The following is a 19,347-nucleotide window of genomic DNA, read 5'->3' on the forward strand; positions in this document are numbered from 1 at the left end:
GACCTAGATGGAGCCGATCAACTGCTACCCAACATTGTTGCTGACACAGTTTTAGCAGATAAAGGCTATGATGCGGATGAGCGAGTCATTGAGCGGCTTCAGGCACAAGGTAAAACCGCAGTGATTCCCCCCAAGCGTAACCGTAATAACCCTCGTGACTACGACCAAGATTTGTACAAAGCCCGTCACCTAATTGAAAACTTCTTTGCAAAACTCAAGCAGTATCGAGGGATTGCAACGCGCTACGATAAACGCGCTACCAACTTTCTGGGTGCAATTTATCTAGCTGCTTCTGTTATTTGGCTCAATTGATGACACGCCCTAGCATTTAACTTTCAGATAATGTTTGGCTTAATGCCATAAAAATAATATAGAGGTATTGACAAATACAGTAGCCCTAAATTGATTGTGAGAAAATAATAAGGTTGTGAATGTCACTAAGTGTTGGGTGCAAAATGTGGAGACGTTCGCTAACTGAATTAAACGAAGCCTATCGAAAACTTTGTGAAATCAAAAGCGCATTTACACACAAACTTATAAGGTAACTAAAATGACTTACGATTCAGAAGATGTGCAAAAAATCCTTCAAATAGCACTCACTCGTAAACAAGAAGGTGAATTTTCACGAGAACAGCTTGTAGAAATGGCATCTGAGTTAGGCATTTCTTCTGATATTTTAGAAACAACTGAAAAAAAGTGGTTAGCTCAACAAGAAGAGGAACGTTCGCGGCGCACATTTAATACTTTCCGACGCAAAGCCTTTTGGACACAATTTATTTCCTTCCTAGCGGTAAATTCCTTTCTCATTCTCTTGAATTTAATAACTAGTCCTAGTTATTTTTGGGCTATCTTCCCAGTATTAGGATGGGGATTAGGACTATTTTTTCATTGGTGGAGTGTTTATCAGACTAAATCAGAGAATTACGAGATAGCCTTTCAGAAATGGCGTGCAAAAATTTAACTTCTCCTTACTTTTAAGAATGGAGATGCGAAGAAGATGCTTTAACTTTTGAAAGCAATGAATTTATCTAAGCTCTAACTAATTTTATGCTGTGGGAATCCCATTTTGCTTTTGAAAAGCCAAGCTGACTGAAAGCTTGCCAAATCAGGTTTTGGTTTTCAGTATACTTTGCAAAACTGAAGTTGGATTCCTATAATTTTTTGGGACGATCGCTTCACTAGTCACTGTGGCGGAAGTTTGCCTACCTTTAACAAGGGGATTTTGCCCCTTGTTAAGCCCCAAGCCTTGTTAATTTAGATGGTAGGTGGATTTATGCTGTGCTTCCCTAGTGGGAGTGATCTTTCACCTAGAAATGGAGAAATTTCCGTACTTGATACTCTGCTGACTCCACTATTGGAGAGGATTCTCCTAGTAGTTGGATGAATTTGTCTTCAATAGTCGGCAAATCTGCTTGGGGCAAGGCTTTCAACTGCTCCAGTGTCGCCCAACGAATGATGAGGATAACTTCTGTGTGGTCATTGGGGCTTATCCAAACCTTTTTACCGAGAAATTTAGGATATTCAGCCAGCGCTATTGTCCAAATTTGTGTGTCCTTTTAGATAAAATTTTCCCTTAAATTTGGGGCAACCTTAAACTTGAGTCGTTCTATAAGCACACCCTGTGATCTCTGTGTTTGCTAATTTGCCAAAATAGAGATGTAGGCAATCAAGCTACGCTTTTAGCATAGCTTGATTGCCTACACTCAGGAGCAAGGATCGGCTGCTTTGAAACAAGTAAGAGGAAGGGAGTATGGACAGCAACAACTGGTTGCAACAGCTAATGATGGTGGGTCTTGGCACAACGTCTTTAGTAGCAGAAAAACTACGCCAAGTCAGCGATGATTTAGTTAAAGACGGCAAGCTCAATCCTGAGCAAGCCAAGGCAGTTATAGATGATATTGCCCAGCAGTTAAAGTCGGAGCAAGGAAACTTCGATGTCCAAATGCAACGGCAAATGCGAAATATGATGCAAGATTTAGGGGTAGCTCGTCAGTCGGAAGTGGACGAACTGCGCGGTAGAATTGATCGTTTAGAGCGTCAATTGCGCGATTTGGAAAATAAGCTTTGGCGTTAGGATGTCCTTTCTGATTTAAACTAATTGTGTCCTGTTGGTAATCTTTTTGCCAGGATACCTAAGTAAGGAGAACTGATTTTGAAACCAATTTTCCTCAGCGTGGCGTTCATGCTGGCATGCGTTGTGCTGTTGATTGTGGGGCAAGTAGGCAGTAAACAGAATACTGCCATTGCTGCCCAGTTAACGCAAACGCCGCCAGCGTCCACAACTGTAACTGAAAATAATACTCTAATTGCGAGCAATACTATGTCTGATGCTAATGCCGTAACTACCCCCTCTGGATTGAAGTATGTCGAGTTAAAAGAGGGGACTGGTGCGACTCCTCAACCTGGACAAACGGTTGAAGTTCACTATGTCGGCACTCTAGAAAATGGTACTAAGTTTGATAGTTCACGCGATCGCGGCCAACCCTTCAGCTTTAAAATTGGCGTTGGACAGGTAATCAAAGGTTGGGATGAAGGACTTAGCACTATGAAAGTAGGCGGTCGTCGTCAGTTAATCATCCCTTCTGAGTTAGGCTATGGCGCTCGTGGTGCTGGTGGCGTGATTCCACCCAACGCAACTCTGCTGTTTGATGTGGAATTGTTGGGAGTTAAGTAGGGAATAGAGATTGGGCATTGGGGATTGGGCATTGGTTTCTCGCACTCCCCCAGTTCCCAGTCCCCAATTCAATGGCTAAATTTTTAAATTTTGAAACTTAGTAAACTGTGGATTGAACAAAAGTTTTGCAGTACCTGTAGGCCCGTTGCGATGTTTAGCTATAATCACTTCTGCAATGCCGCGATCGGGAGTATCAGGAGAATAATATTCATCGCGGTACAACATTATTACTAAATCCGCATCTTGTTCAATACTTCCACTTTCTCTCAAATCAGATAACATTGGACGCTTGTTAGTACGTGCTTCCACCCCTCGGCTCAACTGAGATAAAGCAATAACTGGTACAGACAATTCACGCGCTAAACCTTTGAGTTGACGTGTAATTTTTGATAATTCTTGAACGCGATTATCGCCTCCTCCTTCCATCAATTGCAAGTAATCTATTACAATTAATCCTAATTCAGTTCCAACTTCCGCTTGCAGTCTTCTTGCCTGACTACGCATTTGTGTAACTGTAATATTCGGCGTGTCGTCAATATAAATTGGCATCTCGGAAAGGATACCAATAGCACGACTTAAAGGTTCCCACTGTGTTTGACTGAGGCGACCAGTTCGCAAATAACTACTTTCAATTTGCGCTTCGCTAGCTAATAGTCGTTGCGTCAATTGCTCTTTTGACATTTCCAAGCTGAAAACAGCAACTGGCAATTTATAAGAAGCAGCGATGTTATGAGCAAGGTTCAAGCAAAATGCTGTTTTTCCCATTGATGGCCTACCAGCGACAATAATCAAATCAGAACGCTGAAAGCCGCTGGTCATAGCATCTAAATCGTAAAATCCGCAGGGAATACCAGGTAAGGCGATGCCTTGATTTCGATCCTCAATATCCTGGAAATTATTAATTAGAGTATCAGAAATGTGAACTAAACCCGATTGAGGACGTTCTTGAGTTACGCCGAATACTTTCTGTTCTGCCTGATCTAAAACAGTTGGTAACTCGGTTTCTGTCTCGTAACCAAGATGTACAATTTCATTGCCAGCCTTAATTAACTGTCGCCGCAGGTATTTTTCCATCACTAACCCTGCGAGGGCATCGATGTTCACGGCTGACACTGTACGGTCTACCAGAGTTGCTAATTTATTCCTGCCACCAATGCGGACTAGCATTTCATGGTCAGTCAGCCAACTTGTGACTGAGAGTAAATCTGTAGGTTTACCTTGGGCGTGGAGCCTCACAGCTGCTTGATAAATATCTTTGTGAGCGCTAATGTAAAAAGCTTCGGGAAGGAGACGATCACTAACTCGACTAATCGCTTCTGGATCTAGTAAAATACCACCCAAAATCGCTTCTTCCGCCTCAATATTTTGTGGTGGGAGGCGATTGCTACCATCGCCTTGAAAACTCAGTTCTTCAGCCATAAACGATTTTAGTTTTGAGATGAAAGCTAGTTAGGAGTACAGACGTGATTAATCGCGTCTGTACAAAAGTTAGCCTGCTGTCTCCTAGCTAGCGACGACTTGAATATCGACTTGTGCCGTTACTTCCAAATACAGCTTGATTTCAGCTTGATAAGTACCAAGGTGGTTAATATCGGGGATGGTAATTCCACGCCGATCGATTTCTTGACCGGTGGCTGCCTTAATTGCATCTGCAACATCTTGGGTGGTGATAGTACCGAAAATTGCTTCGTTTTCACCAACTGGCTTGGCAATTGTCAAGCTGCCAACTTTTTCTAAAGATTCTTTTTGCTCAAGAGCTTGTTGTCTAAGTTCTAATTGCCGTTGACGCTCTTGCTCACGACGGCGTTCTACTTGCTTGAGAATACCAGGAGTGGCATTAGTTGCCAATTTCTGGGGAATCAGATAATTACGAGCGTAGCCAGGAGCTACTTCCACTAAGTCGCCAGATTTTCCCAGCTTGCTGATATCCTGATTTAAAACTAACTGTACGCGTTTCGCCATCGTTTTTCCTGTAAAATCTGATTAATTCGGGTTTGGGTAGGATAGCTCATAATGTCAATGCTGTATTCCAAGCTTCTTTGCCTATACCCTAAAGCTTACAGATCGTAGCGAAAGGAAGGGTGCGATCGCAACTATTAGCGCTAGAAAATTGATAGGGAATGCTCAATGCCTAAAAGTTATTTCTCATTTGCCGTATCCGCGCAAAGGTTTGGACTGCATCGCTACTTTTAACAGTTAATTGTAATGATTGCTGATCCCAACGTAAAAAGGGATTAGTTTGCTTCTCCACTCCTAGCAGCGAGGGGATTGTAGCTTCTCCTCGACTACGGTAAGCTTTTACTTCATTGAAACGTCTTTGTAAGTCGGCGTTGTCGCCATCCACGGTTAGGGCAAATTGCAGATTTTTTAAGGTGTATTCGTGGGCGCACCAGACGCGTGTATCATCGGGTAGAGAGCGCAGTTTGCTTAAAGAGTTCACCATCTGGCTAGGTGTTCCTTCAAACAAGCGACCGCAACCGCCAGAAAATAAGGTATCGCCGCAAAATAAATCGCCTGTCTCACCAGCTTTTTCCGGGGGAAAGTAGTAAACGATGTGAGCGCGGGTATGTCCGGGAACGAAGAGAACTTCAGCTATGCGGTCTGCAAACTGGACGCGATCGCCTTGTTGTAAAAACACCTGTTGACCGGGAATTCTACCACGATCCTCGGCTCCTCCGTAAATTATCAGTTGGGGGAATTTTTCTATTAATTGCTTATTACCACCCACATGATCATTATGGTGGTGCGTGTTAAAAATTGCTACTAACTCAGCTTTTAATTCTGCCAGTTTCTTTAATACTGGTTGAGACTCCGCTGGATCGACAACAGCGGCGATATTTTGTTTGTCATCATGCAACAAGAATATATAGTTGTCTGAGAGTGCTTCCAGACGGATTACCTGCATTACCTGCGCCTCCCTTACAACATAATAAATGTTTTGTATTGAGTAACAATCTTACATTCCAGTGAATAATGATGCTACCTCCACAAGCTATATCAAGTGTTCATACTTTGTTTATTATAGCTATATTGCAGTATTAACCATGATATTACACAACCGTGCTTACACGGTAATTATACTTAAATCAAGTCAACTTCAGATGAATTTATCAGTGAATTTTCTCTGGGAATAGCTACAAATACAAAGTTAAATTAATTTTATTATTTATTTACTTAAAAATAAGAAATTGTTAAGTTCATATTTTGCTTATCTCTACTCTATCAGATTTGGCTATAACTCAAACTAGAGTAAGATTTTATGAAAATAAATATAAATCTAATTTCCCAAGTAAACAACAATTGCTATTTTAATTTATGTCAACACAAACTAAAGGATTTATTACAATTTTAACTGGGCTTTACTCTTTTCAAGATTGTATTCATTTTTTAGCCGCAGTTAGGAAGTTTCATCAAGAGCCAATCATTATTTTAATTGACCAAGTTCCAATAATTCTTTATCCCCTGCTTAAGGCATTCAAAAATGTAATTTTAAAGCCAGCACCTGCAAATGAAAATACTGTTTTAGCATCACGGCAAGCAAAGTTAGCTCTATATGCAGCTTCTGAGTTTGATAAAACGATTTATCTAGATTCAGATATTTGTTTACTTTCGGATATCAATGATGTCTTTGATTATTTAGATGAATATGACTTTTTGCTAACTGAAGATGTGCAACCTTCTATTGTCAAGGCTACAAACTTATTACGTGGTAAACAAGAAGACCTTTTGCCAAATGTTTTGCCAATTTTGCAATCAGTGGGGTTACCATTAAAAGAAGATAGTGTGCAGTATAATGGCGGTTTTATGGCTTTTCGGAAAACAGAAGTAACCAAGATATTTTTTGAAGAATTTCAACGTTATTTTGAAATTGTCAAAAATAACCAAGAGAAATTACTCTTAAAAGATCAAGGAGCTTTTGCTTCTGCGATCGCATCTGTACGCCCTCATATGAAAATACTGCCACCTACTTATAATTATCTCAGTAAGTGGCAGGATGCTTATAATATTCAGGATCAAATTAAAGTCCTTCACTGTACTTATCCTTATCGGCCTCAGTATGCTAAGAATATTAGTCGTTCCTTATATACAAGAATTTTTGACAGATTTGCTAAAGTATTTTTACCGAATCAAGTTACAAATCCTTGGCGCACTAAATAAAAATAACTATAAAAATAGTGAAAAATCTTTCCAAAATATCGCTGTTGGTTTCAGATTTGTCAAGTGCAGCTATTTTGCGTGCATACTTGATAGCAATAGCCCTAAGAAGTTTAGAATATGAAGTTGAAATTATGGGGTTTTTATTTGGAGATAACTTATATCGAAATTTACCATCAGAATTAAACGTTTATAGTTTACCGGGCAAAAATTTCCCAGATTTTTTTGGAGAAGTCAGCAAATTTATCCCAAAAATTGATGGAGATATAATTTATGCTATAAAACCACAAATAGCTAGTTTTGGAGTTGCCCTACTAAATAAAATATTTAGCCGAAAGCCGTTAATTTTAGATATAGATGATTGGGAACTCAGTTGGTATGGTGGTGATGACTGGCATTATCGTCCCACACCTAAACAATTAGCTAGGGAATTGTTGAAACCAGACGGCGCACTCAGGAATCCTTATCATCCTTTGTATGTGAAATGGATGGAAGGTTTGGTAAATAGCGCTGATGCTGTGACGGTGCATACTAAATTTTTGCAGCAGCGTTTTGGCGGTATATTTGTACCCAATGGTAAGGATACTTCTTTATTTGATCCCGCTCGATATGATGCTGAGTCCAGCAGAAATCGTTATGGTTTATCTGAATATCGTATTTTAATGTTTCCTGGTGCGCCAAGACCGTATAAAGGTCTAGAAGATGTTCTCATGGCGCTCGATAAAATTAATCAGCCTGACTTAAGACTAGTGATTGTAGGTGGTAGTCCTTATGATGATTATGATCAGCAACTTCAACAAAAGTGGGGACGCTGGATTATCAAATTACCAAAGTATCCAGCTGATGTTATGCCTGATTTAGTAGCAGCGGCTCACATTGTAGTTGTTCCGCAGCGAGATACCCCAGAAACTCGTGCTCAATTTCCGCTGAAGTTGACAGATGGAATGGCAATGGCTAAACCTGTATTATCAACACGTGTTGGAGATATTCCTAAAATTTTAGGCGATACTGGTTATTTAGTCGAGCCTGCTTGTCCTGAACAGATTGCTGAACAAATTCAATTGGTTTTTCAAAATTTAGAGTTAGCAAACCAGCAAGGTATCAAAGCAAGAGAAAGATGTGTGGAACACTATAGTATAGAAGCTATGGCTTCTGTGCTTAAGTCGGTAATTTCTCGGTTGTGAATCTTAATTGGGCATTAGGCATTGAAAAAGAGATTTTCATTCCCTTATTGTGCCAAATCGATTCTAGTATTCTATCTTGCAAATGGTGTTGTAGGTGTAACTGTGTTTTAACGGAGTTGAGAGATGAAGATTATTTAGTTTGATTTATTTTATGATTAGCTAATTTAGCAACTAATGTGTGAATTATATTAATAAGTAAAAGTGGCATAAAAATACCCAATGTCTACCAGAAAACTACTACTAAGATTCGCTAAACCCTATCCAGGTTTGATTCTGCTGACAATATTGTTAGGATTTTCTGGAGCTTTATTTAATGGGATCAGCACAGCTTTAATTGTGCCAGTGGTTTTAAAAATTGTGGGGCAAGAAGTAGATTTAAGTACTGCTCCTCCCATTCTAAAAACGATGATATCCCCCTTTGACAATACTCCAGAAGCTTACCGGATAGGAGTCATGGCTGGGGCAATTATATTTACAATTATTTTAAAGAATTTAGCTACTTATGCCAGCGCCTTAGCATCGAGTTCTTTAACTCGAAAGCTGACCTCAGATATGCGCGAAACCGGGTTAAAACTATTACTAGAAATTGATATAGATTATTATGCCAAAACGAAGGTTGGTGATTTAATCAACCGTCTTGGTGGAGAAATTGGCCGGGCTGCAAGTTCTATAGGTAGTACAGTCAGGATAGTTATCCTGGGAATCACAATTTTGGTTTTTGTCGGTTTATTGCTGTCAATTTCTTGGCAGTTGACGATTGCTGCTACGCTTTTGCTGTCGTTGGTGACGTTAGTAAATCAGTATGCCATTTCCCGGTCTAGAAATTTTGGGAAGCAGCTTAGTGAAATGTCTAGAGCATATTCAATCTCTGTACTGGAAACCCTAAATGGAATTCGGCTGGTAAAGGCAACGGGAAATGAAGAAAAAGAATATCGACGGATTAAAAAATTAATTCGCGATCGCGAGTTAGCTGATTTCCAATCTCAGGTTAATTCGGAAGCAATTACACCTCTGAGTGAGGTGATGGGTATTACAGCTTTACTGCTAATTGTAATTTTAAGCAAAACCTTCTTTGCTGACCAAGTTTCTTCTCTTTCTACCGTACTTTTGACATATTTATTAGTACTGCTGCGAGTGCTGCCATTAATTTCTCAGTTAAATACTATTCGCAGTAACTTTGCTAGTACCGCCGCCAGTGTGGATGTGACGAATGAGTTTTTAAGTCTGCACGATAAGCCATTTATGGAGAAAGGTAAGCTTCCCTACACAAAATTAGAAGAGGGAGTGTCTTTTAATTCTCTTTGCTTTGCCTACCCTGGTCATGAAAAGTTGGTACTCAAAGATGTGAATTTATATTTACCGCGTGGCACAACTTTAGCATTAGTAGGTGGTTCTGGTGCTGGTAAATCCACTTTGGCAGACCTTTTGCCCAGATTCTATGATCCGATCGCTGGCAATATTACCATTGACGGCACCGATTTGCGGGAGTTCGATCTCGTATCCCTCCGAAAACGGATGGGAATCGTCAGTCAAGATACCTTTCTTTTTAATGACTCGGTGCAGAATAACATCGCCTATGGGCGAGCAGAAGCTACTGAAGATGAAATTTTCACAGCAGCCAAGCGGGCAAATGCCTATGAGTTTATTAGCAAATTGCCTCAAGGATTTGACACCTTAATTGGCGATCGCGGTGTGATGTTATCTGGTGGACAAAGGCAAAGATTAGCGATCGCCCGCGCTCTCCTCCAAAATCCCGAAATTCTTATTTTAGATGAAGCCACCAGCGCTTTAGATACTGTTTCCGAACGCTTAGTACAAGCTGCACTCGATGATTTGAGTCGCGATCGCACCACCCTAGTAATTGCTCACCGCCTTTCCACAGTCCAAAAAGCCAATCAAATAGCTGTGTTAGATCAAGGACAGGTGGTAGAAGTGGGAACCCATGAAGAACTTTTACAAAAGGGTGGTTACTACTCACGTTTGTACTCAATGCAATTTGCAGAACGTCCTGAAACTGCTACCAAACACAATCAAAGCTTGCTCCGCATCTCTCACGAAATTCGGACGCAGTTGAACTCAATGATTGGGTTCCTACGCTTATTACTTGATGATTTAGTAGACGATTCCCAAGAACGGCACGAATTAATTGAAGACTCTTATAAATCAGCTTGGAGAATTCTCAATACTATTGATGTTTTTGAGGATGTTATTAACTTACAAATCAAGGGGCAGATTCTCTCAAGTTGTGACCAAAATCAAAATGTTATCAGTAACCATTATCAAACCTTTAATCATATCGCCGTTGAGTTTCGGACTTCTCTTAACCTCATACTTAGCTCTCTCCGCTTTCTAGCTGATAACTCGATATCCACCACAGAAGAACAAAATGGATTAATTACTGAAAGTTATGAATCTGCTATATATCTGCTCGATAATTTAGAAAAGTTTGAGAATAGCATTAATATCTAAATTTATGAAAAATCCAGCTTTAAAAAAACACTACATTTTTTTCATCGGTGAAGAGTTGCCACAGCCAGAAGCTCACCTAGTGCAGTCTACAAATGCAGCTAACGCCGCCGCAAACTTGGGATACTCAACCGTTTTGGTATACCCTGACAAAGGAGCAAAAGCGATTAACCCAGTCAATCTAGCTCGTCCTTTTCAACCGAGACAAACGCCAACGGAACTTGTTAAATATTACAACCTCCATGACAAATTAAAAGTTGCTCCCTTACCGATGCCTTGGCCAATTGACCATTTTCGGAGCAAATTTACTGACTCTAACACCATTGCCAGCAAATATTATTTACCATTTCACATACTTCCAACTACTAAACTTGTCCACAGTCGCAACTGGAATTTTGTCAAAGCTGCCATTAAAAATGGCGTTCCGGCAATTTACGAACACCATCACCACGAAGACAAGCCATTTGAACCAGAAATAGTTACAAATCCGCTGTTGCAAATTGCTGTCACCGTTGTAAATACAATCCGCGAAAGCATGATTAAAAATGGGATGCCACCAGAAAAAGTAATTACGCTGCACAATGGTTTTAATCGCTTGTTTATGGAGAGACAACCAGAAAAAGCGGCAGAATGGCGTCAAAAACTATTGCAAGATGAAAGTCAAAAATTGGTAGTTTATGCGGGAGCGCTACAGCAATTTAAAGGTATTGATGTACTAATTGATGTGGCTAATGAAATGCCTAATGTGCAATTTGCTTGTGCAGGTGGTAAGCCAACAGAAGTCGAATATTATCAGCAATTGGTAAAAGAAAAACAGGTTCATAATATTAAATTTTTGGGCTATGTCTTACATAATGAGTTAGCATCTTTGCTACAAGCAGCCGATGTTTTAGCTCACCCTCATTGCTCAGGAAAAGCGGCAACTTTCACATCTCCCTTAAAGCTGTTTGATTACTTCGCCTCTGGAACTCCCATTGTCTCGACGGAAATTCCTTCATTAGTTGAGTTTCAAGATACTCAAGCGATCGCTGCTTGGTGTGAGCCAGATAACTCCAGCAAATTTGCCGAATGTCTAAAGCGGGTTTTAGAAACTCATCCTAGAAAGATAGAAGGTTATCCAGATAGCATCGATTTTGTCAAGCAGTTTTCTTGGGAAAATCGAGCGGCAAAAATCCTCAGTTATGTTGATGAATCTCTGCTTCCCCAACTGATTGTGTAAGGAAAAATGAGTGAGATTAGGGCAAATAACTCATGAAAAAGAATAACTGACTAATAAATAAAATGACTATTAAAACTGTAGGAATGATTAGCAGCTATCGAGGTTTAGAAACCAGAGCCGATTGGCTATGGCAACAAACTCCGAATCAATTTGGAGTTTGGGGAAATATGCAAATGCAGGCACTGGCAGCTAAACCAGATTTTCTGCTGATGTATCAATTTGATTTTCCCCAAGCATCGCCAAAAAAATCTTGGTTAGATAGTTTTCGCAAACGCCAGCAAAAATCAGTAGTCAATGTTGATTCTCTACTGCGTGGTGTAAGTAAAGAGCGGATTATTTATTTACTAAGAGAACCGCCTTTAGATGAAATTGTCGAAATAACTAATCATAATTACCAACAAGCCCAGAAGTATTCCGGCTACATTTCTGGCCCCGATGATTTTGCCCCCACTCCTGACTATATGCCTGCTATTTGGTATCACTCAAATTCATTTCAGGATTTAAATGAAATGCCACCTCCTCAAAAGGTTGCCCCATGTAGTTGGATTACTTCAGGAATTAGCCGCACTGCTAAACATCGTCAGCGTTTAGACTTTTTGCAATCACTGCAATCTAGTGGCATGAAATTTGATTTATATGGACGTAATCTACCAGAATGGGCGAAAAAGTCGGGAGAACTAGGTAACAAATGGTATGGGATGGCACCATACTATTACAATTTGGCAATTGAAAATTATGCTGACAATAATTGGTATGTAAGTGAGAAACTTTGGGATAGTTTGCTTGCTTGGTGTCTGCCAATTTACTATGGCGGCCCGGCTGCTGATAAATTATTGCCACCGGGTAGTTTTTTGCGGTTGCCCAGTTTAGATGAAAAAGGCATTGCCTACATCCGAGAAGTGACAGCTACACCTGATGCTTGGTATCAGGCTAAGGATGCGATCGCAGAAGCACGTCAAATTATCTTACACAAATTAAACTTGCTTAACTGGTTATCAAATTTTGTTGATCAACACTCATAAATTATGAATGGTATTTGTACCCTTGGCAATGATTATGTTTTCGATCAACTGGTGGCCTTGCTCAACAGTATTGATGTGATTTTGGGCCCAGAAACTCCTGTTTGTATCTATCCTTTTGATGATCAGACACAGCGAATTGCCGACGAAATAGCTAAACGTCCTAATGTATTTCTTTACGATGATCAGGAATCAATCAACCGCTGGGATCAATTTATGCTCTCAGCAGCACCAGAACGATTGAATCGTAGTAAATTCCGATTATATGGCGCTCACCGTCGTTTTTGTGCCTTTGATGGGCCCTTCGATAAGTTTATCTATTTAGATGCAGACACCTTGGTGATGAACTCACTAGCAACAGTGTTTGAAAAGCTAGATAGTTATGATTTTGTTGTCTACGATTTCCAATTTAAAGACGTTAGTAAAATATACAATGTTAATTCTCCCAAATTACTAGAACTTTTCGACCAAAAACGTATTGATTCCGAAATATTTTGCTCAGGCTTCTATGGAGCAAAGCGGGGAATATTTAACTCAGAACAAAGAGATTGGCTGGTATCGAATTTACAAAATGGTGAATCAGAAATTTTGTATGACGGTGCTGGTGAGCAACCACTTATCAACTATATGGTAATGAGGTCTAATCTTTCTATTTATAACTTTGCTCAACAACTACCAGATAATCAAAAAACAGGATGTTCTGCCACATCAAAGCACTTTGTGGAACAAGAACATCTTCTTTATGACAAAGGTAATCGGCTAACTTACCTTCATTACATTGGTATTCCTCCTAATATCAATCAAGCAGTCTGTGCTGGAGAGAATATTGAGTTTCCTTATCGAGATTTATTTCTCTACTATCGTTACCTACACGAACCAGAAAAGCGTCCAGTCTTTAAAAATCCCCCGAAGAACTATAATGACGCTCCACTACCAAATTTATTTACAAGAGCATTGCGAAAATTTAAGTTAATTAACCAAGGATAATTTATGAGTCGGGGAATTTATATTGTTGCCAATGATCGGGTTATTGATAATGCTATTGCTTTACTCAATAGTATCCGTTACTCTGACCCAGAAGTCACTATTTATCTCATACCTTTTAATGATAGTTACCACAAGGTAGCAGAACAGCTTGCTACCTTACATAAGGTACAAATTTTCCCAGATTTAGAACTTGTTGATAAATTTACCAAACGCATCGGAGAAATCTTTGATAGAGATTTTCTCGCCTTACCCAATAAAATGCGTAAACTGGTAGCGTGGTTTGGCCCTTTAGATGAGTTTATTTATATTGATACTGATATTGTCGTTTTTGAAAAAATCGCCGACAATTTAGACAAGCTTTCAGAAGTCGATTTCTTCTGTTGTGATTACCATCATGCCAATGACAAGCTGCGAAATATCTTTTCCCCATTAGTGAAAGAGCAGCAAATTTTTTCGGATGCCCAACTTCAAGATGTTTTCAATAGCGGTTTTTGGGCTTCTAGAAAAGGAACTATTACCGAACAACAGATGGATGAAGCTTTGCGCGAATGTGCTGCACATCGAGAATATTTTGATTTTTCTGAAGGAGTTACAGACCAACCCATTTTGAATTATCTTGTTCTCAAACTAATTTCCCAACGTGGAAATCTCGTCAAAATTCCTGGGGGAGGGCCTGGTAGTTGGGCAGGTTCGCAAAATTTCCAACAGCGAGACTACGCCCTCTATGACCGAGGACAACGACTAAAATATCTCCACTGGGCTGGTACGCGGATTAAAACTGGTAGTCCCTATTGGCAATTGTGGGAACACTATCGCTATCTCCATGAGGGTAAATTAGCCTTCATCCCCAAACTAACTCGCCGTTTATTTCCCTTTGTTGCTGCCCGCATTTAATATTAGGAGTATTCTAATGATTGATGGCATTTACATCCTAGCGAATGATGTTGTCTATGACCAACTAGTTGCATTGCTCAATAGTATAGAAGCTAATGCAGGTAGGAAAATTCCGATTTGTATACTTCCATATAATCAGCGGTTAGAAAAGGTAAAGGCAGAGCTTGTATCTAGAGATAATGTCACCTTATTTGAAGACTCTGATTCCATAGCTTACTGGGATAACTTTGCCACGCAAATATGGAAAAATTATCCTAGAGCACAAAAAACTTGGCGAGAGTGGGGCTTCCCGGAACTATATGAGCTACCTATGCACCGCAAATTTTGTGCTGTGGATGGTCCCTTTGATAGATTTATTTATTTTGATGCAGATACCTTGTTAATGGGGCCAATAGATTATGTATATGAAAAATTAGATACTTATGATTGGGTAGTCAACGATTTCCAATATAAGTCTGAATTAAAATTTATTTTTGATGGCTCCCCAGAGCAGATGCAGGAAATTTTCAACTCAGAAAACTTGCAAGATAAAGTATTTTGTGCTGGTTGGTTTGCCACTAAGAAAAATATTTTTTCTACAGCTATAAGAGCTGACTTCCTCAACAAATTAACAGCAGGTGAAGCAGATGTTATGGCTTTTTTGGCACCTGACCAATCTTTATTTAACTATATGGTGTTGAGAAGTGGAATTTCCTATTATAACTTTGCTTTTCATGACTGCGAACAGGCAACTGGTAACCACTGGAGTTCTCAATTTGATGTGGTAGATAATATCCTCTACGACCAAGGGCGGAGATTAACATATTTGCACTACATGAGTATAAGTTCATCAAACTTTACTCAAGTTTGCGCTGGTGAAGATGTTAATATTCCATATCGAGATGTATTTTTGCATTATAGGTTTTTAAAGTCGCCAGAACAAAGACCCAAAAGCTTTAAGCGTCAGAGTCCATTAATGCGTCTACAAAAAACTACTACAAGTTTTTTCAATCAAAAAGTCAACAATATTAAGCTTAACTATCGTAATTTAAAGGATAGGATTACTAAATAATTAAGCAAAATTAGACTTAAATAGTGTTTAATTTGTAGCTTATATATTGCCCACTTATCGGTAATAAAAATCAAAGTTTTTCAAAGTTAAAATTCTTAAACGCAGTAAATTATATAAATACTTAATAAATTTATTGATTTTAAGTATAGTTTTCTGCCAAATGAAGCGTTTGGGGTATTCTAGCTTTCTTTGTTGCTCAAAATATATTGCCATATCCTCCATCTTCGACTCTCCCTTTTTGATTCTGACGAATTCTATTCTATTCTTAAAGAAAGATATACCCTCCATTGCACTCCATCTAACTGGTAAACCTGCTTTAGCAGCAGCTAAACCTATTGCATTTCCTTCGGAGTCATACAGCCCATTTAACTCACAATAAGATGCGAGAATTTCCCACTGTTTAAGGAATTCTATTTCCTTTCCAGAGTCTTTTGTAACTGCAAATAAATATTCATAAACAAAGTTAAGATGTTCATTTTCTAGTTCTAGATTTAACTTTGAAGCAGCCTTTTTAGCCACTTTAAACTCTTTCAAAAGTTTGGCATCAGGATTGCCAGCTAAAACTTTAGCATACTTTTTAGGCATATTTTCACAACCCCTTGCCGTTATTCCTGGTGTTGAAATCCATTTCGGATATTGGGGAACTGGTGCCAATATTCGCATATCTGCATCAATGAATATGCATGAATTAAATAGAGATAAACCCTTGGCTATTACAAATCTTTTATCGTGATAAAACTTAATACTTTGTTGTCTATGCTTAAATGCTAAAACGTTAGGCTGTTGGCTAAAGTCGCTAGGATAATCAGTTAAAATAACAAAAGAAGTGTTAGGCGAATATTTCTCTATATCTTTTGCTAATAACAATGCAAGATCACGATAGTTTTTACCACATGCTAAAGTACAAAAACAAAATCCGTTTTTGTCTTGAATCATAGTGTTTTACACTCCTTCTAAGTAAATAAAATCCTGAACAAAGTCGAGTATATTTTGATTTATAGTTACTATCCCTTTAGCAGAGTTCCTGCGGATGCAAATTTCAATATTTATACGTAATTTTAACGCAATTAAATCTTGGAGTTATAACAATTTTGGTAAAAAATAAGTATTCACCACTAGCTAATAATCTCATTTTTAGTGGAACATCATTGCTAGCGGTGAGTATTTATGGCAATTTATATGTTGGTGAGATGTCTTGCTATCTAAGAAAAAGAATCTAAATCTAAAGATTGCATACCTTCGCGTTCTATAAAAGTCATCATACTTCCCAACTGCAACCAAACTAATAAACAAGTAAACAGACTAATTGGTAAACCGACTCCTAAAGCTAAAGAGGAGGGAAAGCCAAATATTGCTAACCCTGAAGATAGAAATAGACAAGTACCGCCGGTTATGCCAATAAATGGCACAAATAATTGTTTCAGTGAGGAACGTGGTTTAGTATTTTCTGTGCGTTCGCTCGGCCATTTCTGCACAATTACTTTCAAAGTGCCAGATAATGCCAAACCAGATGTTAATGCTGTGAGAAAGCCAACAAGTAATAGGAAATAAGGTGGTTGAAGAGGAAAATAGTACATGAAAACTCCTGATTTATATTATTAAAAATTTTTTACTTTTTGTTTGTTGACTGGTTTCCAGCAAAAGGCTCAAGAAATCTAGCTTTTGGGAGGATAGCAGCTGCACTTTCCCTGGATAAGTCTGTTAAAATGCCGATCGCTACATTTAATAAACGATCCGGTTTTAAGTCATCCTTAACTAGGTTCCACAGGCGTTGGACATCTTCGGTGTGGAGGCGGTCATCTTCGGTGAGAGCAAGCACCAGCTGTCGCCGCAAAAACTTGCCTTCTTCTGACATTAAATATTGGAACCCCATCTGGGCTGTGGGCAATACATCAAAGTTGCTATCGGTACGAGCGATCGCAATTAAATTCTCTAACCGCTGCCACTGGAATTTACCATCTTTGAATAACACATTCAATAATCGTCGCCGTAATTCTGGCGATTCCCCTGTCAGCAACCGCCGTGCTATGTAGGGATAACCCACTTCAATAATTTTGAAATTCGGGTTGAGGCTCAGGGCAATACCTTCTTGAGTCACCAAGGAACGAATAATCAAAGCAAACTTCGCCGGTACTCGGAAAGGATATTCATACATCAGTTCCGAGAATTCATCGGTAATAGTTTTGAAGTTAAAATCCTTGACATTTTTGCCAATAGCGTTACCTAGTACCGCTTCTAATGCTGGCACAATCGGGCAAATATTTGTGTCTGGAGTCAGAAATCCCAATTTTACAAAATCTTCGGCTAAGTCGGTGTAGTCTTTGTTCACCAAATGCACTAGCGCATCTACCAATGTTTCTTTGGTGCTTTCTTCCAACTGATCCATCATGCCGAAGTCAATGTAAGCCATACGACCATCTGGCACAGCAAACAAATTACCAGGATGAGGGTCAGCATGGAAGAAACCATGTTCTAAAAGCTGTTGCAATCCTGAGGTAACGCCAATTTGAATGATCGCTTCTGGATCTAAACCTGCTTCGCGGATGCGTTGAGTATCCGTCAGCTTAAAGCCGTTAATCCATTCCAGGGTTAAAACATGGGTATTCGTGTAACGCCAGTAAATGCCTGGAACTTTTACCTGTGGGTCGTTGCGGAAGTTGCTAGCAAATTTCTCGGCGTTGCGCCCTTCATTAATATAGTCAATTTCCTCAAATAACTTCGTGCCAAACTCGTCCACAATTAAAGTGAGGTCGTGACCGAGATTTAAAGGCAACCAAGGAGCCAGCCAACCTGATGCCCAACGCATCAAATATAGGTCACGTGTGATTACCGGGTGTAAGTTGGGGCGTTGCACCTTCACTGCGACTTCTTCGCCGCTCACCAGACGACCCCGGTATACTTGACCCAAGCTAGCAGCAGCGACTGGGTGAGGTGACAGTTCGCTAAAGCTTTCGTGAATAGGGCGACCTAGTTCAGTTTCGATAATCTGGTAAGCGATCGCATTATCGAAAGGTGGTAACTGGTCTTGTAACTTTATCAGTTCTTCTAAAAAATCTTTACGTATCAGGTCAGGCCTGGTGGAGAGGGCTTGACCAACTTTAATAAAAGTCGGGCCAAGGCGGGTGAGCAGTTCTCGCAACTGGATAGCTCGTTTACCCTTGTTCTGCTCAACTTTATCTTGCCATTCGTCCCATTTGAGACTGAGTAGAAATCCTGCAAAAGACCAGATAATTCTCAGCACTCGCCCCCAGGCTAGCCAGGGACGGTAACTATAGTAGCGAGCGATCGCATCTGGATTATAGAGTTTTAGCTGAGCAGGTTGATACTGACCCACGCCTTTTTTTGCCTCTTCAACTGAAAAATTTACAATGATCGTTTTTCTCCTAACCCACAAGTTAGTTGCAGTTTAGGATAGCGGTAGTCTTTTATCTAAAACACGCCCTAGAACTCTACCCTTTTGGGATAATGTTCGTGGTGATTTTAGCCTATGTTACTGCCTAGATTTGTTTATCTTTTTCTTAATTATACTTTATAAAACTACAACTACTTATCAAAGTCTCAGATGATTTTATCTTTTCTTAACCATTATTTATAAAAATATAAATATTTATTTACCTATGTTTGATACATGGAAATTTGAATAACATGCGATAGCTAGGTAACTTTATTTACTAACATTTATATGGAGCAGTAGTACT

Annotated in this window: 19 protein-coding genes; 12 read left to right on the forward strand and 7 right to left on the reverse strand. The window is 39.4% G+C overall.

The window, feature by feature from the left end; all coding sequences use genetic code 11:
* Positions 1-312: transposase (locus F8R90_RS11155; RefSeq protein ID WP_196510792.1), on the forward strand; the 312-nt coding region annotated here is incomplete at its 5' end.
* A gap of 238 nt (positions 313-550) precedes the next feature.
* A complete protein-coding gene (locus F8R90_RS11160; RefSeq protein WP_196510793.1) occupies positions 551-961 on the forward strand; it encodes a 2TM domain-containing protein in 411 nt (136 codons plus the stop codon).
* Between the two features lie 346 nt (positions 962-1,307).
* On the opposite strand, the gene F8R90_RS11165 is transcribed toward F8R90_RS11160, so the two are convergent.
* On the reverse strand, positions 1,308-1,544 hold the full coding sequence (locus F8R90_RS11165; protein ID WP_442946744.1) for a TIGR03792 family protein: 237 nt from the start codon (positions 1,542-1,544) through the stop codon (positions 1,308-1,310).
* A gap of 206 nt (positions 1,545-1,750) precedes the next feature.
* On the opposite strand from F8R90_RS11165, the gene F8R90_RS11170 reads away from it, so the two are divergent.
* Positions 1,751-2,074 (forward strand): phasin family protein, encoded by a 324-nt coding sequence (locus F8R90_RS11170; RefSeq protein WP_190896299.1) that lies wholly within the window; start codon positions 1,751-1,753, stop codon positions 2,072-2,074.
* Positions 2,075-2,152: 78 nt separating this feature from the next.
* A complete protein-coding gene (locus tag F8R90_RS11175; protein WP_196510794.1) occupies positions 2,153-2,674 on the forward strand; it encodes an FKBP-type peptidyl-prolyl cis-trans isomerase in 522 nt (173 codons plus the stop codon).
* A 75-nt stretch (positions 2,675-2,749) separates the two neighbouring features.
* Here the strand turns inward: F8R90_RS11175 and dnaB are convergent, their stop codons facing one another.
* The 3 genes from dnaB to gloB form a co-directional block, all read right to left on the reverse strand.
* The gene (dnaB, locus tag F8R90_RS11180; protein WP_196510795.1) at positions 2,750-4,093 is read right to left on the reverse strand and encodes a replicative DNA helicase; all 1,344 of its coding nucleotides are present in this window, start codon (positions 4,091-4,093) and stop codon (positions 2,750-2,752) included.
* A gap of 84 nt (positions 4,094-4,177) precedes the next feature.
* The gene (rplI, locus tag F8R90_RS11185) at positions 4,178-4,636 is read right to left on the reverse strand and encodes a 50S ribosomal protein L9 (protein WP_190896305.1); all 459 of its coding nucleotides are present in this window, start codon (positions 4,634-4,636) and stop codon (positions 4,178-4,180) included.
* A 169-nt stretch (positions 4,637-4,805) separates the two neighbouring features.
* On the reverse strand, positions 4,806-5,579 hold the full coding sequence (gene gloB / locus F8R90_RS11190; protein ID WP_196510796.1) for a hydroxyacylglutathione hydrolase: 774 nt from the start codon (positions 5,577-5,579) through the stop codon (positions 4,806-4,808).
* 410 nt (positions 5,580-5,989) lie between these two features.
* On the opposite strand from gloB, the gene F8R90_RS11195 reads away from it, so the two are divergent.
* From F8R90_RS11195 to F8R90_RS11230, 8 genes are all read left to right on the forward strand, one after another.
* Positions 5,990-6,832, forward strand: a complete 843-nt coding sequence (locus F8R90_RS11195; RefSeq protein WP_196510797.1) for a putative nucleotide-diphospho-sugar transferase — start codon at positions 5,990-5,992, stop codon at positions 6,830-6,832.
* 17 nt (positions 6,833-6,849) lie between these two features.
* A complete protein-coding gene (locus F8R90_RS11200; protein ID WP_196510798.1) occupies positions 6,850-8,013 on the forward strand; it encodes a glycosyltransferase family 4 protein in 1,164 nt (387 codons plus the stop codon).
* Positions 8,014-8,232: 219 nt separating this feature from the next.
* Positions 8,233-10,482: an ABC transporter ATP-binding protein gene (locus F8R90_RS11205; protein WP_196510799.1), complete on the forward strand. Its 2,250-nt coding sequence runs from the start codon at positions 8,233-8,235 to the stop codon at positions 10,480-10,482.
* A gap of 4 nt (positions 10,483-10,486) precedes the next feature.
* Positions 10,487-11,698: a glycosyltransferase gene (locus F8R90_RS11210; RefSeq protein WP_196510800.1), complete on the forward strand. Its 1,212-nt coding sequence runs from the start codon at positions 10,487-10,489 to the stop codon at positions 11,696-11,698.
* Between the two features lie 62 nt (positions 11,699-11,760).
* Positions 11,761-12,720, forward strand: coding sequence for a glycosyltransferase family 10 domain-containing protein (locus F8R90_RS11215; RefSeq protein WP_196510801.1), 960 nt, complete (start codon positions 11,761-11,763; stop codon positions 12,718-12,720).
* Between the two features lie 3 nt (positions 12,721-12,723).
* The gene (locus F8R90_RS11220) at positions 12,724-13,704 is read left to right on the forward strand and encodes an Npun_R2821/Npun_R2822 family protein (RefSeq protein WP_196510802.1); all 981 of its coding nucleotides are present in this window, start codon (positions 12,724-12,726) and stop codon (positions 13,702-13,704) included.
* A 3-nt stretch (positions 13,705-13,707) separates the two neighbouring features.
* On the forward strand, positions 13,708-14,598 hold the full coding sequence (locus F8R90_RS11225) for an Npun_R2821/Npun_R2822 family protein (RefSeq protein ID WP_196510803.1): 891 nt from the start codon (positions 13,708-13,710) through the stop codon (positions 14,596-14,598).
* A gap of 16 nt (positions 14,599-14,614) precedes the next feature.
* Positions 14,615-15,649, forward strand: coding sequence for an Npun_R2821/Npun_R2822 family protein (locus F8R90_RS11230; protein ID WP_196510804.1), 1,035 nt, complete (start codon positions 14,615-14,617; stop codon positions 15,647-15,649).
* A gap of 54 nt (positions 15,650-15,703) precedes the next feature.
* Here the strand turns inward: F8R90_RS11230 and F8R90_RS11235 are convergent, their stop codons facing one another.
* The 3 genes from F8R90_RS11235 to F8R90_RS11245 all read right to left on the reverse strand — a co-directional run bounded on the left by F8R90_RS11235 (position 15,704) and on the right by F8R90_RS11245 (position 18,983).
* A complete protein-coding gene (locus tag F8R90_RS11235; protein WP_196510805.1) occupies positions 15,704-16,585 on the reverse strand; it encodes a hypothetical protein in 882 nt (293 codons plus the stop codon).
* 266 nt (positions 16,586-16,851) lie between these two features.
* On the reverse strand, positions 16,852-17,226 hold the full coding sequence (locus F8R90_RS11240; protein ID WP_196510806.1) for a hypothetical protein: 375 nt from the start codon (positions 17,224-17,226) through the stop codon (positions 16,852-16,854).
* A 32-nt stretch (positions 17,227-17,258) separates the two neighbouring features.
* A complete protein-coding gene (locus F8R90_RS11245) occupies positions 17,259-18,983 on the reverse strand; it encodes an ABC1 kinase family protein (protein ID WP_196510807.1) in 1,725 nt (574 codons plus the stop codon).
* Positions 18,984-19,347: the final 364 nt, after the last annotated feature.

Origin of the sequence: Nostoc sp. NZL (assembly GCF_015714705.1) — a bacterium.
In the GTDB taxonomy this organism is placed as follows: Bacteria; Cyanobacteriota; Cyanobacteriia; order Cyanobacteriales; family Nostocaceae; genus Nostoc; species Nostoc foliaceum_A.